The sequence below is a fragment of the Jiulongibacter sp. NS-SX5 genome (assembly GCF_052828545.1).
Genome location: NZ_CM128248.1, coordinates 753,249 through 769,456, shown reverse-complemented (window position 1 = coordinate 769,456; position 16,208 = coordinate 753,249). Strand labels below are relative to the sequence as shown.

Here is a 16,208-nt window from a genome sequence, read left to right as displayed (position 1 = left end):
TGGGTGCCTTTTTTTGTATCTAATGGAAAAAATCACTCCTTTTCGTCAGCTAGCCAGACTGTGTAAAGATCGGGGCATTGAGAATGTCATCATCAGTCCCGGAAGCAGAAATGCCCTTCTAACTATAGCTTTTACGGCTCAGGAAGGACTAAGATGTTACAGTGTATCTGATGAGCGTTCTGCAGCCTATATGGCCCTGGGAATGGCTTTACAAACAGGAAAGACTTCCGTTATCATATGTACTTCGGGTACAGCCGTCCTCAATTATGCCCCAGCTGTAGCAGAAGCCTATTTCCAAGAGGTGCCATTACTGGTTCTTACAGCCGATAGGCCTCCTGAATGGATACATCAATATGATGGGCAAACTATTTTTCAGGAAAAGGTTTTCGGTCGACATGTCAAAAAAGACTATGAATGGCCGGTGGATCTTCATTTGAATGGCCTTGATCTAGCCGAGAGTTCGGCAAATGAAGCTATCAATCTCACTCTGGCAGAGCCCAAAGGGCCTGTTCATATCAATATTCCTATTAGCGAGCCTTTTTACCCGAAAGATGAACAAAAAGAAGAGTTTACCCCTTGGCTAATTAGCCCATTAGAAACTCAAAACGATGTTTTTCCTACAGAAGATTTCAATGAATTCGTTCATAAGTATAACCGAAAGCTACTTGTAATAGGGCAGCAGCACAACGAATTTGTCCGACAAAATGCAATTCGATTTGCCAAGAAGTTTGGCTTTACTCTGATTTCTGACACCATTTCTAATTGTGAGGGTGGTATTCGAAATCAAGACATCTTTCTTAAAAATCGACATGAAGAAGGGAAGAAAAGTCTAAAGCCTGATTTTCTGCTAACAATGGGTATGTCATTGATTTCAAAGTCATTGAAGTTGCTGTTAAGGGAATATCAAATTGAAGAACATTGGCATGTGCAAGATAACCCAGCTTTTATTGATCCTTTTAGGTCAATAACAAGAAAGGTAAAAATGACGGCTCAGGAGTTTATTTTAAAGGCTCCAGATGAACGATTTAAAGCCGAAGAGACCGAATTTGCCAGGTCTTGGGTTTATCTAGAAAGAAAAGCAGTTCATCATTCTAAGGAGTTTTTCTTATCTGAGGCGTATAGTGAGTTTCATGTTTTACATAGGTTTATTGAAGAAATGCCTGCAAACTCCGTCATCCATGTAGGAAATAGTATGAGTGTGCGATATTTAAACGCCTTGGCTTCACATATAAAGAAGGATACAGAAGTTTACAGTAACAGGGGGACTAGTGGTATTGATGGCAGTTTGAGTACCGCTGTAGGGCAGGCTTTGAAGACAGGCAAGACCGTATTTTGTGTATTGGGCGATGTTAGCTTTCAATATGATAAGAATGCCCTTTGGAATCGTTATTTGCCTGATAATTTAAAGATCATAATCCTTAATAATTCTGGTGGAATCATATTTAACATGATTCAAGGTCCAAATGAACAAATGGCTTTTAATGACTTCTTTAAGACATATCAGCCTCATAAAGCTGATTTAATGGCCAAAGAATACGGTTTGGATTATTATAGTATTCAGGAGCAATCAGAGGTAAATGGGAGTCTTGAAGACTTCCTAAATTCTACGAAGAAGTCTATTCTGGAGGTATTCACTGACTATGAAACGAATTCAATGACCTATAAAAAGTTTTTGAATACTTATGGCCAAGGGAAAAGATAAAGTCCCTAGCTTTGGTAAATGATTCAAAAAACAACAACACTTTATTACTGCAATGGCGACTGTGTCAAGTCGTCCTTAGTGTTGTTTGGCTGAATCATAAATGATGAAATTATTGTATGAATTGATCCGGCTAGAGCCGGATTTTTTGTTTTTAGGCCGATGAAAAAATTCTTCAATGACAATTATATCGATGCTTTTCGAGGGCTTTCTCGTGAAGTATGGATTCTGGCTCTTGTTTCATTAATTAATCGTGCAGGCACGATGGTAGTGCCTTTTTTGTCAAAGTATCTGAAAGAGGACCAAGGTTTTAGCTATAATGAAGTAGGGTGGATCATGGCTTCGTTTGGTTTGGGTTCTTTTGCCGGAGCCTGGTTAGGGGGGAGGCTCTCAGATAGAATTGGGTACTATAAGGTGATGGTGGGTGCTTTAATGGGCTCAGGACTCATATTTTTTGCTGTGCAGCAGCTTAATGGTTTCTTTAGTTTATGCCTGGGTATATTTATCCTTATGACCATAGCAGATGCCTTCAGACCCGCTTTGTTTGTTTCTTTAAATGTATTCAGTAAGCCAGAGAATCGAACACGGTCATTGACCCTAATTCGGTTGGCTATAAATCTAGGCTTTGTGGTAGGCCCAAGTGCAGCTGGTTTTTTAATCGCTTTTAAAGGTTACGATGCACTTTTTTGGATTGACGGTCTGACTTGTATTTTGGCGGCCGTTATTCTTCTGAAACTGGTTAGACCTAAAGTGAAAACCATTGAAAAGAAGGTAAAGGCGAAGATACTTTCCTTTGAAGCTCAGGTATATAAGGACAAAATCTATTGGCTGTTCTTGCTGGTGTGTTTTATCATTTCAATGGTATTCTTCCAGATATTTACTACTCTGCCACTGTATCATAAAGAACAGTTTAACCTAAGCGAGCAGCATACCGGTTTCCTTTTCTTTTTAAATGGTTTCTTGATTGTTCTATTCGAAATGCCACTGATTCATTGGTTACAGAAAAAAGGAGTTGGGGATCTAAAACTAGTAAGCTACAGTATCATATTATTATTTCTAAGCTATGCGGTACTCTTTAGTCAGGTTTGGTCTGGTATTCTGGTAGTGAGTATGCTTTTCATTACTTTTTCAGAAATGATCGGTTTTCCATTTGCCAACGCCTTTGCCATGAATAGAGCTTCAAAAGGAAATGAAGGTAGGTATATGGCATTATACACTATGGCCTTTGGTTTGGCTCATGTGGTAAGCCCAAAACTGGGCATGTACTTGATCGCAGAATATGGCTATCTCGTCAATTTTATAATTCTCGCCCTTTTATCAGGAGTGGCGTATCTTTTGACCTTAGTCTTGTTGAAATCAATTGAGAAAACTGTTGTTTAACAATTCTCGGCTTCTATTTCAGATCTATAGTCTCCGAGTGTTGCTCCGGTTTTGAAATATTGACAGGCGGACTGACCTGAAGCGGATTTACCTAAATAATAATACAGATATTCTATTTCCGGATGGGCCTTTTCTAGATCTTGAAGTTTGGTGGCGGCCTTGGTTTTTTCTTCGTTAATCAGGTCGAAAACGGCCGAATTGCGTAATTGATAAAGGTTCTCAGGAGCCAGCTTCTCTGCTTTAGATTGCCACTCTTGAGCGGCATTTAATTGACTATTCTCCAAAAGATTCAAAACATGCGTATTGATAAATGTGATCTCGACAGGGTCCAGGTCTACCGCTTTTTGAGAGTATTTTAAAGCTTCTGCCCAATCATTTTTTTGGGCAAGCGTAGCACTCAGGTTATTGAGAGCGAAAGCAAAGTTGGGGTCAATTTGAAGTGCTTTTTGGAAGCTTTCCTCGGCACTGTCAAATTCTCTTTTTTGGTAAAAGGCAAAGCCAAGGTTGGTTAGTGTTTCCACATTATCCTTCGAAAGGGATAGGGACCTTTGAAAATCCGCAATCGCCAGATCACTTTTACTGCTTTGTAAATAATATTGACCTCGGTAATCGTAAAATTGTGAGCTGTCTTTATAGGCTGTTGCCAAAGATTTAAAAATAGGCTCACTTAATTTATATTCCCCCAAATGAATATATGCAGCTGCCAAATTCAGTTTGGCTTGTGAAAAACTATCATCTAGGTCTACTGCCTTCTCATAATCACCTTTGGCATTTTCAAGCTGGCCCATTTTTTCAAGTGCCAGTCCTCTGTTATTATAGGCATCGGCAAAGTCCGGTACTTTTTCTATGGCTTCAGAAAACAGTTCAGTGGCACGTTCAAATTCTCTTTTTTTGAAATGATAATTACCTCTTTCAAAGAATTCCGCAGCTTCACTCTTATTTTTGTTATTACAAGCCGAAAAAAGAAATACCGAAGCGGCCAAAACCAGTAAAATAGACTTCATGAGATTCATCAAAGATATTCCGAATAAGTACTGTAAAACATCACTCTATAGCTTTAACAACAAATATATCATAAAGTTTGAAGCGGGCTTAATGGAGCAGGTTTTTAAGGTTTCTGAAATGGATGTGACGGGGCAAGAGGAAGTAGAGGAGATGTTTAACGATGTATTCTATGCTCGTTTAGTTAAACGTTTTGAAAGTATGGCAGAAGACTTCAACAATCTTCTGGATTACTAAACAAAAAAGACCAGTCGATGCCGACTGGTCACTATTATAAAATCTTCCTCCTAGTAATTAGTAAATAAAGAATAAGCTTTTTCTAACTCAGGACTTAGATTATCCATTTTTCTCATTTTAAAGCTGTGGTTTGAGCTCTTGCCGACTGGTACTTGAAAGGTTCTATTCAATCCATGTCTTTCTATAGTCACCATCAGACTCTCTCCAATCTTCTTTTCTTCAATGGCCTTACCGAAGTTAGAGGTTATAATGCCATCAATACTGACAACTTTGTCACCTACATTCAGGCCGCTATGATGGGCTGAGCCCGAACTGCTTAGACGACTGATATAACCACCTCTCTCACTAATGCCCAAATATGGCTGTTCAATGCCCTCATTTTCATCAATAAGTTCAATACCTACTTGCTTATAGATTTGGGCATAATCAGGTGTTTCTGTACCAAAAACATAATTCTCAAAGAAGTAATCTAAATCATCGCCGTAGACCTCTTCAACTGCACTTTGGAATTCTTCATCAGTAAAACCTCTTCCTAGTTCTTTATAGTATTTCTTGTAAAGTAACAGCAGTACGTGGTCAAGGGTCTTTTCTCCTTTGGTATTGGCAATGATTTTGGCATTCAGTAATGCAGCCAGTACACCACCTTTGCCATAGTAAGATACTCTACTATTTCCTGAGTTTTCGTCCGGTCTGTAGTATTTAATCCAGGCATCCCATGAGGCTTCTGTAACTGCCTGCACTTTGTTTCCCGGTGTGTTTTCAGTGCTTGAAATTGCTCCGGCAAGATTATTCAAAATATCCTCCTCGGAGTAAATGCCAGCTCTTGCTAATATCACTTCTTCGTAGTAATTGGTGAATCCTTCGGCCACCCATAGAAGATGCGTATAGTTTTCACTGTCATAATTAAATGGCCCCAAAGCTACCGGTCTGATACGTTTCACATTCCAAAGGTGAAAGTATTCATGAGCTAAAAGGCCAAAAAGACCTTTATACCCTCTTTCTGACTCATATGCTGAAGGTCTGGTTTGGCATGTAGTTGAAAAAAGGTGTTCTAAGCCACCACCAATACCCGGCTGATGCTGAACAATGAATAAGTACTCATCCAAAGGTGTTTCACCAAATACACCAGTAGCAGCTTCTACCATTTTTTGGTAATCAGTCAGCAGTGTTTCTTCATTATAATTTAGCTTCTCGGTAGAAAACATAGCTACTTTATGGGGAACCCCTGCTGCCTCAAAACTTAATACCTCATGATTTCCGATTTCAATTGGACTATCTACCAGTGTGTCATAGTCTTTGACCAAAAATTTGTTAGTGTCAATGCTCTTTAGTGCGGTAGAAATTTTCGACCATTTTTCATGAGGATAAACCTTTAGTGTAGAAGATAGACCCATCAACTGAGGCACATACATGAAAACTGAGGCACCGTTTACATAACCATGATCAGCATCTATAAAAGAAGTACGAACCGTAAGTTCGTTGGCATAGAGGTTATAATTGATGTTGACATCATTTGAACCATTCAGCTCGATTTCCCAAGTATTCTTATTTACTTTTCTGCTTTTTAGTTTCTTTCCATTCTCGTTTTTGGCTTCAAAATCCTGAACATTTCGAGCAAACTCTCTGATTAAATAAGAGCCTGGTGTCCATACAGGCATTTTCACTAACAAATGCTCCTTATCTGTCAGGTTTGAGTTCGTCAGAATATCGTTTACCTGCATAGAAACCTCAAAGTAATGCGTTTCCGGGTGTGGCATCCTCAATTCATATTCTGTGTAGAATTTACTTTGGCCTTCTGCCTTAAATACCGTAGTGGATAACAGCCCAATAGCCATTAGAAGAAGAAAAGATTTGAATTTTATCATTCGTTTGGATGAAATTTTATGGTTTGTCAGCAAAACTACAATTTTAACAGGAAGGTGACGTTTACAAGACAATCATTTAAAGAAAACTAAAGCCAAATAAGCTGCATATTGATCTATAACTTTCCTACTTTTGGTCATTCTATATAAACAGTAAAAGCATTTTGATGAAAAAAATCATTCTGATTCTTTTCCTAGGCCTGCTAACCGCGTCTCATACCTTTTCTCAAAATACCCTTAGTTACACAGAGATAGAGTCACACTATAATAATGGTGTAGAACTTTATGAAAAAAAGGCATACTCGGCAGCTAGAAAAGAATTTCGTTCTTACGTGGATCAATCCTCCCGATCACTTAGTCCAAATCAATTTAATATAGCCAATGCGGAATACTATTCTGCTGTATGTGCCTTAAACACTGGCTCTAGAGATGCTGACATAGAGGTGCATCGTTTTGTGCTTAATCATAGTGAGCACCCGAAGGCTAAAATCATATATAGTGACCTGGGTGATAACTTCTTTGAAAAAGGGGATTACGTAAAAGCTATAGAATACCTTCAGAAAGCCATAGAACACCGTCATGATGACCTAACCATTTATGAGCTAAGATATAAGCTGGGTATAGCGTATTATCAAACCAAAGATTACCCCAATGCTCTTAAAGAATTTAACTATGTAAAAAAGACGGTAGCAGAGAATGCTATCAATGCGGCCTACTACGCAGCTGTGATCAATTTTCAAAATGAAAACTATGATGCTGCTTTAACAGACTTACATCGTGTAGAGAATGTCAATCCTTACAAACTGGAAGTTCCGAATTGGATCGCTCAGATTCTTTACAAACAGGAGAAGTATGATGAATTACTTTCTTATGCAGAGCCTATTATCTCAAATCCTCAAGGAAGGAAAATTGATGATATCTGTCTTGTAACTGCTGAAGTACTGTTTTTTAGAAATGACTTTAGAAAGGCAGCTGATTATTACGACCGATTCAAAGAACTCAGAAGAGGGAAAATTGATCCTCAGGTGACATTCAGACATGGTTTCAGTTTATACAAAACTGAACAATACAGAAAGGTTGTTGATGTTTTGAAAAACATTGCTGACCGTGAGGATGAACTAGGTCAACAGGCTGCTTATTATTTGGGCATCTCTGCCTTGAATACGGGAGACTTAAATTCTGCGATGGCGGCGTTTGATTTTGCCAGAAAAAATGAGTTTGACCTCGAAATTCAAGAAGAAGCGGCATATAACTACATCAAAGTTCTTTTGGAACAGGGTAATAATGAGGCAGCGATTAACTCCTTAAAAGACTATGTAAATAAATACCCGAACGGGAAGTACATTGACCAGTCAAATGAGTTATTAAGCGATATTCTGTTTGAGACCAATGATTATAAGCAAGCCATCACTTATATCGAGGGTTTGACACGCACCACGGCCAAAATTGACGAAGCGTATCAAAAGCTGAGTTACGCTCAGGCGGTAATCGAGTATAACGGCGAAAATTTTGATGAAGCCATAAAGTATTTTGATAAGTCTTTATCGCAGCCTTCAGACAGGGAGTTAATGCAGAAGTGTCTGTTTTGGAAAGCAGAAGCGGCTTATGCCGCAGACAAGCCAGAGGCGGAGTCGCTTTACAGAGAGGTTATACAAAAAGGAACATCGGTTCATAGAAATAAGAGCTTGTACAGTCTTGGTTATATCTATTATAATAAAAGAGATTTTAGAACTGCTCTTACTTACTTCAATGATTTCCTAAAGTCAAGCCGAGATGCAGATTCTCAGCAGAGTAGGGAAGATGCCTTATTAAGGTTGGCAGACTGCAACCTTATTCAGAAGAACTTCTCACAGGCTTTGGACTATTACGAGCAGGCTTTACGCCAAAATAGAACAGATAAAGACTATGCTCTGTATCAAAAAGGAGTTACACTTGATTTGATGGGAAGAACTGCTCAGGCAAATAGAGCTTTCGAAGATTTTGCTACGCAATATCAAAATTCAAGACTGATAGATGATGCTCTATTCCAGAAAGGCAGCATACAAATGAATGAGCACAATTATAATGCGGCCATAGCTTCGTTTAGTGAAATGCTGAGGAAAAGACCAAGGTCAAAACTAGTGCCTGATGCCTTATTAAAGAGAGCTTTGGCCTATGGCAATACCGAGAACTACGATGCAGCGGTGAATGATTACAAAACCATCATTAATCGTTTCGGACAACACAAGACTGCTAATGAAGCTTTAATTGGTCTAAGAGATATCCTAAACATTACAGGAAGAAGTGAAGATTTTGCAGATGTGGCAGAAGAATATCAAAAGAACAATCCTGGAAGCGGATCGGCTATTGCACTGCAATATGAGGCGGCCAAAAATCTTTTCTTTAATGAAAAATATTCCTCAGCAATTAATGCGTTAAAACGATTTATTGATGCCAACCCATCAAATAGCAATGTAATCGAAGCTAAGTTTTACATCGCAGAATCGTATTATTTTACTGAAAATGCGAATGAGGCTCTGCCTTTTTACAAAGCAGTCATAGAAGATGGTCAATCGCAATATGTAACTAAATCTGCCTTTAGAGCTGCAGATACCGAGTTCAATAATAAGGACTACAGGGCGGCCGTTACAGACTATCAAAATGTATTGAGTAGTGGACCTACCAAGAGAGATCAAGTGTCTGCTTGGGAAGGGTTGTTTGAGTCTTATTATCATCTCGGCGACTATGAGAATTGTATCCGTTATTGTCGTCAGGCGATTGCCGAAGGTGGTGGACAGGTGATTGGTATAGAAAACAAAGCTGAGCTGTTTATTGGGAAAGCATATCTCCAAAGAAGAGACTTTAGTCAGGCACAGCTACAGTTTGAAAAGGTGATTGCTATGGACAAAGATGTAAATGGTGCTGAAGCCAAATACCGAATAGGAGAGATCCTGTACCAAACCGATAAGTTTGATGAATCTGTCGAAGAAATGCAAGAGCTAGCTCAGGAGTTCGGAGATTACATAGAGTGGTATGAAAAGGCTTTCTTACTGATAGCTGATAATTACATTGGTAAAAAGGATTATTTCATGGCGAAGGCCACTTTAAACTCGATCATCGAAAATTCGGGTAATCCGGCGACAATAGATGATGCCAGAGCCAAATTGAAGAACATTCCTAAGGATTAAATAAATGAAAAAGCAACTGACAGTATTATTGGCCTTTGGAGCCACTCAGGCCTTTTCTCAGGGAATTGGGAATGAGGAAATTACGATTACCAAAGAACGTGAGGTAGAATTACAAAAACAGAGTAGAGTTTTTGAGAAAATACCTGTAGAGGAGAAAAAAACGACCAAAAGGGAAATGGTTTATACGTTTTTTGAGCGTAAACCGGTAGGAATAGAAGAAGTAGAATTTAAGCCTAATGTGGTTTCCCCGGTAGAAGATCAGCGTAGAAATAATTCTCAAAGTAGTGGATACCCGAATTATGTGAAAATTGGCGGTGGTAATTTTGGAAGATTTTATGCCGAAACATTTCTTCATTCCGATCAAAACCAAAACTTAGTTTTTGGTCTGTATGGGTTACATAATGCAGCCAAAAGAGGGCCTATTCAAGGCTTAAACTCGGGTATTAATTTGGATCAAATTAAAGTCGATGGTAAGTACCATTCTGGCTACTTCAAACTTCAGGCAGAGGCTGGATTTGAGCGACGCAATTACTACTTTTTTGGTTATGATACCTTAGCAAACAGAGATCTGGAGCCTGAAGAAATAAGACAAAGAATCAATCAATTTGATTTTGGTGTAGCATTTGAGAACACAAAGCCTAAGCCAATCATTGACTACTCGTTAAAAACAAACCTGAGGTCTTTTAATGATTTATACTCCACAGGAGAGATAGATTGGTCTACGAATTTTACATCAATTTTTGGAGTAATTCCTGACAGGTTGGCTGCCATTATTGAAGCTGATGCATATGTCACAGAGATTTCTGATGAATTCCAGGATAGTTTTATAAAAAAGAGAAACCTATTTAGAGTTGCTCCTTTTTTCAACCTTGACTTCAGGTCATTCAATGCCAAATTTGGTTTTAAAGCAGTCAATGAGTTTGATCAGGTAAATCAAATTAATAACACCAAAGGTTTTCCTACAGTAACATTAACTTATAAGACACCAGGTATATATTACTTCTCTGCTGGTTATGATGGTGATATTATTAGAAATACCTTAAACAGTTTTTATGAGGAAAACCCATGGTTGGGACCTCAGCTAGATGTAAGAAATACCACGAAAGACTTCGAAGTATTTGCATCTAGTAAAGGTGATATCACCACAGGAATGAAATATAGTTTGAGAGCGTCTTATGGTAAGTTTTCAAACTTGCATTTCTTCAATGTAGATCGAGATTTTGACCCTAATGGTAACTTATTAAATAAGTTCTACATCGAATACGAAGAAGATCCGGCTCAGTTCGTAAACGTTTCAGCACAGTTAGATTATCAACCAAAAGACTTTTGGAGGCTAGACCTTACAGCGGATTATTGGTACTATGAAACCATCAATTTTAATTATGCCTACCACAGGCCAAATTTTGAAGGAAGAATAGGGAACACCTTTGTAGTCTCTGACAAAATTGTCAGCAACATTGATTTTTATTATATTGGAAGTACATTTGCAAAGGATCCTTTAAGTGGAGATCTAAATATTTTAGATATTAAAATTCCGGCAATAACAGATCTGAATGCTGAATTTACTTACCTGTTTAGTGAGCAATTTTCAGCATTTGTGAAGCTGAATAATATCATCGGAAAGAATTATCAAAGATATTTATACTATCCTCAGCAAGGTCTGAATTTCCTGGTAGGGATAAATGTCTCTTTATAATCTAGTCGCTTTCCAACATGATAAACTTTGAGAAGTACATTAAAGATGCTCTCTATGAATTGGACTTCTTTATTGTACCTGGTTTGGGTGGGTTTATTGCCAAATTTACTCAAGCTGAAATCGATGAATCAGGTCAACTCAGGCCACCTGTTAAGAACTTCGAATTCAATAGTTTTCTTACCATTGATGACGACAAAAAGTTTGTCAACTTCATAAAAAATAGAGAACACGTTTCTGATGGAATTATAGAGGAAGAGCTAAAAAGCTTCGCTTTTCAGATAAAATCAACATTAAATAGGAATAGCAAGGTGGTTATTGCCGATCATGTGGAATTAACTAATTCCGGAGATGAGGGAATGCTGATTGCTGAAATTGACCCGGCAATTAATTTCTATGAAAGGCCGGATTTCCAGGAACTTACAGAACAAACATCCGCCGAAATACCTATTGAAAATGGGACTAATGATATAGCTCCATTAAGTTATGTTCAAGATCAAGGCGATGTTGAAAATGTAAAAGGAAGTTCTGAAGAAGAATCAGAAGAGAATGTGGCCGCACCACTGGTAGTTGCGGATGCTTACGACACGCCTGAGCTTGATCAAAGTGATCAATTAACTGAAATTGAGGAGTCATATGATGAAGGCTACGAAAGTAATAATCGAGAATGGTTAAAATATGTGTTTTATATCATTCCACTTTTGATCCTTTTTGCCGGTCTTTATTACGTTTTAGTAAAAAGGCCTTTTAGTCAAGTGAATGAAGATTTAGGAGTAGAGGCTAGTGAAGTTGTTATACCTGAAAGCGACAGTTTAATTGATAACGGAGCTGTTGATTCTTCTGCTTTAAGTACCGATTCTGATACAGAAATAACAGAAAATGATAATAGCAGCGTTATTTACCGAGAGGGGAGAATTTCGGATAAAAGGAAATACCCCTTTGAAGTAGCAGCAGGACTATTCAAAAGCGAAGAAAATGCCGAGAGACTGTACAAAAGGATGCGTGATGCAGGTTTTAATGCAGAGATGAGGCTCGTAAATGGTATGCGTAGAGTTTATGTAGGTGTGAATACCATTGATGAAGCCGAAGAAATGTCAAACAAAATAGAAGCTTTCACAGGACTAACGTCTGTATATTTTGATGAAAATGGACTTAGCAATAAATAATAAAGACATAAGAAATAAGGCATTAATGATCAGTGCCGGACTATATACCTTGTTTATAGCTTCCCTAATTTTCTTCAAAATCATTTATGAAGTGCCCGAGGAAGAAATAGCAATGGGCGTAGACCTTAACTATGGTATAGATTTGACGGGTTACGGCGATCTGCAGACCACAAATAAAGCCAGCACTTCACCAAATGCTTATGACGTAAAGCCGGCTGATAATTCATCTTCTAATAAGGCAAGTGCAGTCAGTCAACCAGCTGTACCACAACCAAATACGAGCAGGAATTCTACCAAACAGGCGGCTCAAAAGACGCCTCAGGTGATCACTTCTGAAGCAGAGCCAACACCTGTTACAATGAAGAAAACGCCGACTCAAAAGAGTAGCTCAAAGTCTTCAAGCACTAGTCCGGTGAGTCCTGCACCCCCTAGACCGGCACGTTCTGTAGATCAGGGCTCAGTTATGAAGAGAAATGGTAGTGGTAGCAATTCTAACGGGACCACTGGTACAAGAGATGGAATAGGTGGAAATAACAACGGTGATGGAGCTCCAGGAGCTGTAGGTGACCAAGGTGACCCCCGTGGTACCCCTGACGGAAAAAGCCTTTACGGCAACCCGGGTTCTGGTGGATCTGGCAGTTCTATATCAGGTTTAAGCGGATGGCGTAAAAAAGCCCTCAGCATTCCTAAAGATGCCTCATCTGAGACCGGTAGAATTGTTTTCAACGTAACAGTGGATGATCGTGGAGATGTGATAAGCATACAAGTAAGGAGTACAACGGTTAGCCCAAGTGTCACCAATTATTATAAAACGTACATCCAAAGAAGGCTCGGATCTTTCTTAACCCCGCAAGGAAATCCACCTGCAAAGTCCTCAGGTACTATTACCATTAATATTACAAATTGATGTAATTTTGCCGCTCTTTAATCGGCGGCAATGACCTATAACGAGACCATAGATTACCTTTATCAGCAATTACCTGCTTTTCAAAAGTCGGGTAATTCTGCATTAAAGATTGATCTCTCAAATATTAGAAAGCTTTGTCTCGCTTTTGATAATCCTCAGGAAAAATTTAAGACGATTCATGTAGCTGGAACAAATGGTAAGGGAAGCAGCTCCCATATGCTCGCTTCGGTTTTGCAAGAGGCCGGTTACAAAACAGGTTTATATACAAGTCCTCACTTAAAGGACTTTAGGGAGCGATTTAAGGTCAATGGAGTAATGAGTACCGAAGAGTACGTCATTGATTTTGTTGAGAAATCTCGCGGTTTGATTCAGGAAATAAGGCCATCATTCTTTGAGTTAACTGTAGTTATGGCTTTCTCATTTTTTGTTGAGCAAAATGTAGATATTGCTGTCATTGAAGTTGGTTTGGGTGGTAGACTCGACTCTACCAATATTATTAATCCTGTACTTAGTTTAATAACAAACATAGGTTTTGATCATACGGAGATTCTTGGTGATACCCTGGAATTAATCGCAGGAGAAAAAGGAGGTATTATTAAGAAGCAGACTCCAGTAGTGATATCGGAATATCAAATTGAGACAGCACCAGTTTTTAAGCAAATGGCTGTTGAAAATGATGCTCCTATTTTTTTCGCTCACGATCATTTTCAAATTGACCGAGCAGAGCAAAATATATCTCCTAAATATTTAGTTAGTGATTTGGTTGCCGATTCCACTTACACTTTGGACATCGATCTTTTTGGAAATTATCAGCAAAAAAATCTTGCCGGAGTACTAACTGCTCTCAAAGTTTTAAGGGAACAGAAAATATTGGTTATTTCTCAAGAAGCCGTAGTTAGAGGATTAGGAGCTGTCATAAGAAATACAGGATTGAAGGGAAGATGGCAAATCTTGAACAAAAGACCTTTAACAATTTGTGACACTGGTCATAATGAAGAGGCATTCAAATATCTTTCAAAATGGATCCAAAGTCACAAGGAGGCCGATTTACACCTAATCCTTGGGTTCTCTAAAGATAAAAACTGGAAGAAAATCTTAGAATATGTACCATCAGGTGCTTATTTATACTTTTCAGCATTTGATAGCCCGAGGTCAGCGAGTTGGGATGATATCAAATGTGCTAATATAAATAGCACGCCTGAGTGGTCGGGACACTTCAAGAATATCAATACAGCTATTGCTCATGTGAGTCAAACGGCTGCAGAAAGCGATTTAATTTTTATAGGCGGTAGCACATATTTAGTTGCCGAAATAGACGATTTATAAAATTTTGAGACGTAAACAACACAGATTTCAACATAACAGAGAAGCTCATAATGTTATTGAACGTGGCAAAGAGCTGTATACCACAATCAAAGGTCATTGGCAGGAGTACTTCAAAAATGATAACCCGCTTGTTCTGGAGTTAGCATGTGGCAAAGGAGAGTATACTGTAGGACTAGCAGAAAACCGGCCAGATGTTAATTTGATTGGCGTAGATATTAAGGGAGATCGTATTGCCCGTGGCAGTAAAAGGTGTATTGAAAAAGGACTAACCAACGCCGCTTTTCTCAGAACGAGTATTCAGTATATGGATGAGTTCTTTGAAGAAGGCTCTGTAGATGAGATTTGGCTTATACATCCTGATCCTCAACCTCGAGACAAGGAAGAAAAGAGACGCCTAACCAACCCACACTTTCTGACTGAGTACAAGAAATATCTTAAACCAGGCGGACTGTTTATTCTAAAAACAGATAGCCCTTTCCTTTATGAGTATACGTTAGAGAAATTGAAGGAATTTGATGGTTACGAAATCCTGGATCATACCAACGATTTATATCAGTCACCACTCTTAAAAGACCATTTTGGTATTGAGACGCATTATGAAAAGCTCTGGGTGGATAAAGGATATACCATCAATTATATCAAGTGCAGGGTGCAATAGTTTACTCAAACTGAATTATTTGAGCATAAAAAAGCTCCGATCTTAGGACCGGAGCTTTTTGTTTGTCATTTCTAATTAGGCGATAAGTCCCGCAAAATGCTGAACTGTACGTACTAATTGAGAAACGTATGACATTTCGTTATCATACCAGCTAACAGTCTTAACTATTTGGCTATCACCAACAGTTTGAACTTTAGTTTGAGTTGCATCAAATAATGAACCGTAAGTAATTCCGATGATATCAGAACTTACAATCGGATCTTCAGTATAACCATAGCTCTGATCAGCAGCCGCTTTCATTACTGCGTTCACCTCTTCAGCTGTAACCTTCTTATCAAGAACAGTGAAAAGTTCAGTTAACGAGCCAGTAAGTGTAGGTACACGCTGAGCAGCACCATCAAGGATACCATTTAGTTCTGGTAACACTTTACCGATTGCCTTGGCAGCACCAGTAGTGTTAGGAACAATGTTTTGTGCAGCTGCACGAGCTCTTCTTAAATCCTTAGAGTGAGGAGCATCCTGTGTATTTTGATCGTTCGTGTAAGCATGAATCGTAGTCATTAGACCAGATTTGATACCGAATGCATCATTTAATGCCTTGGCCATAGGAGCAAGACAGTTGGTTGTACAAGAAGCACCTGAAATGATAGTCTCAGAACCATCAAGAGTTTCATGGTTTACACCATATACAATCATTTTGACATCACCTGTAGCTGGAGCAGAAATAACTACTTTCTTAGCACCGGCAGTAAGGTGAGCTGAAGCTTTTTCATCACTCGCAAAGAAACCAGTACATTCTAATACTACATCTACATCATGATCTGCCCATGGAATTTGAGAAGGGTCACGTTGAGAGTAGATATTAATTTCATCACCATTAACGATGATGCTATTGTCTGTTGCTTTTACTTCCTGATCGAATCTGCCCTGAGCAGTATCGTACTTTAGAAGGTGTGCTAGTGTAGCAGGACTAGTTAAGTCGTTAATAGCCACAATATCAATACCTTGCATGTCATAAATCTGACGATAAACTAATCTTCCGATTCTCCCAAAACCGTTGATCGCAACTTTAATGTCTGTCATTGAGTATTTTTTGTTTGGTAAAAGAAAA

General features: G+C 38.7%; 12 protein-coding genes. 9 read left to right on the top strand and 3 right to left on the bottom strand.

Annotated elements, in window-relative coordinates:
- Positions 1-22: 22 nt before the first annotated feature.
- On the top strand, positions 23-1,702 hold the full coding sequence (gene menD / locus ACUXV0_RS03340) for a 2-succinyl-5-enolpyruvyl-6-hydroxy-3-cyclohexene-1-carboxylic-acid synthase (RefSeq protein WP_446191648.1): 1,680 nt from the start codon (positions 23-25) through the stop codon (positions 1,700-1,702).
- 159 nt (positions 1,703-1,861) lie between these two features.
- Positions 1,862-3,079, top strand: coding sequence for an MDR family MFS transporter (locus ACUXV0_RS03335; RefSeq protein ID WP_446191647.1), 1,218 nt, complete (start codon positions 1,862-1,864; stop codon positions 3,077-3,079).
- On the opposite strand, the gene ACUXV0_RS03330 is transcribed toward ACUXV0_RS03335, so the two are convergent.
- On the bottom strand, positions 3,076-4,083 hold the full coding sequence (locus ACUXV0_RS03330) for a tetratricopeptide repeat protein (protein ID WP_446191646.1): 1,008 nt from the start codon (positions 4,081-4,083) through the stop codon (positions 3,076-3,078). The genes ACUXV0_RS03335 and ACUXV0_RS03330 overlap by 4 nt on opposite strands.
- Between ACUXV0_RS03330 and ACUXV0_RS03325 the strand changes: the two genes are divergently transcribed.
- A complete protein-coding gene (locus ACUXV0_RS03325) occupies positions 4,082-4,318 on the top strand; it encodes a hypothetical protein (protein ID WP_446191645.1) in 237 nt (78 codons plus the stop codon). The genes ACUXV0_RS03330 and ACUXV0_RS03325 overlap by 2 nt on opposite strands.
- 50 nt (positions 4,319-4,368) lie before the next feature.
- Here the strand turns inward: ACUXV0_RS03325 and ACUXV0_RS03320 are convergent, their stop codons facing one another.
- Entirely contained in the window at positions 4,369-6,183 is a 1,815-nt protein-coding gene (locus ACUXV0_RS03320; RefSeq protein WP_446191644.1) for a M61 family metallopeptidase, read from the bottom strand.
- Positions 6,184-6,347: 164 nt separating this feature from the next.
- Between ACUXV0_RS03320 and ACUXV0_RS03315 the strand changes: the two genes are divergently transcribed.
- The 6 genes from ACUXV0_RS03315 to trmB are packed head-to-tail and all read left to right on the top strand — an operon-like array spanning position 6,348 to position 15,097.
- Positions 6,348-9,347: a tetratricopeptide repeat protein gene (locus ACUXV0_RS03315; RefSeq protein WP_446191643.1), complete on the top strand. Its 3,000-nt coding sequence runs from the start codon at positions 6,348-6,350 to the stop codon at positions 9,345-9,347.
- 4 nt (positions 9,348-9,351) lie between these two features.
- Positions 9,352-11,043, top strand: coding sequence for a hypothetical protein (locus ACUXV0_RS03310; protein WP_446191642.1), 1,692 nt, complete (start codon positions 9,352-9,354; stop codon positions 11,041-11,043).
- Between the two features lie 17 nt (positions 11,044-11,060).
- Entirely contained in the window at positions 11,061-12,206 is a 1,146-nt protein-coding gene (locus ACUXV0_RS03305; protein WP_446191641.1) for an HU domain-containing protein, read from the top strand.
- Positions 12,187-13,113 (top strand): hypothetical protein, encoded by a 927-nt coding sequence (locus tag ACUXV0_RS03300; RefSeq protein ID WP_446191640.1) that lies wholly within the window; start codon positions 12,187-12,189, stop codon positions 13,111-13,113. The genes ACUXV0_RS03305 and ACUXV0_RS03300 overlap by 20 nt, the downstream gene beginning before the upstream one ends.
- Before the next feature lie 30 nt (positions 13,114-13,143).
- A complete protein-coding gene (locus ACUXV0_RS03295) occupies positions 13,144-14,439 on the top strand; it encodes a bifunctional folylpolyglutamate synthase/dihydrofolate synthase (RefSeq protein ID WP_446191639.1) in 1,296 nt (431 codons plus the stop codon).
- A gap of 1 nt (position 14,440) precedes the next feature.
- The gene (gene trmB, locus ACUXV0_RS03290) at positions 14,441-15,097 is read left to right on the top strand and encodes a tRNA (guanosine(46)-N7)-methyltransferase TrmB (protein WP_446192795.1); all 657 of its coding nucleotides are present in this window, start codon (positions 14,441-14,443) and stop codon (positions 15,095-15,097) included.
- A 75-nt stretch (positions 15,098-15,172) separates the two neighbouring features.
- Here trmB and gap read toward each other — a convergent pair whose 3' ends face one another.
- Positions 15,173-16,180: a type I glyceraldehyde-3-phosphate dehydrogenase gene (gene gap / locus ACUXV0_RS03285; RefSeq protein ID WP_446191638.1), complete on the bottom strand. Its 1,008-nt coding sequence runs from the start codon at positions 16,178-16,180 to the stop codon at positions 15,173-15,175.
- Between the last annotated feature and the right edge of the window lie 28 nt (positions 16,181-16,208).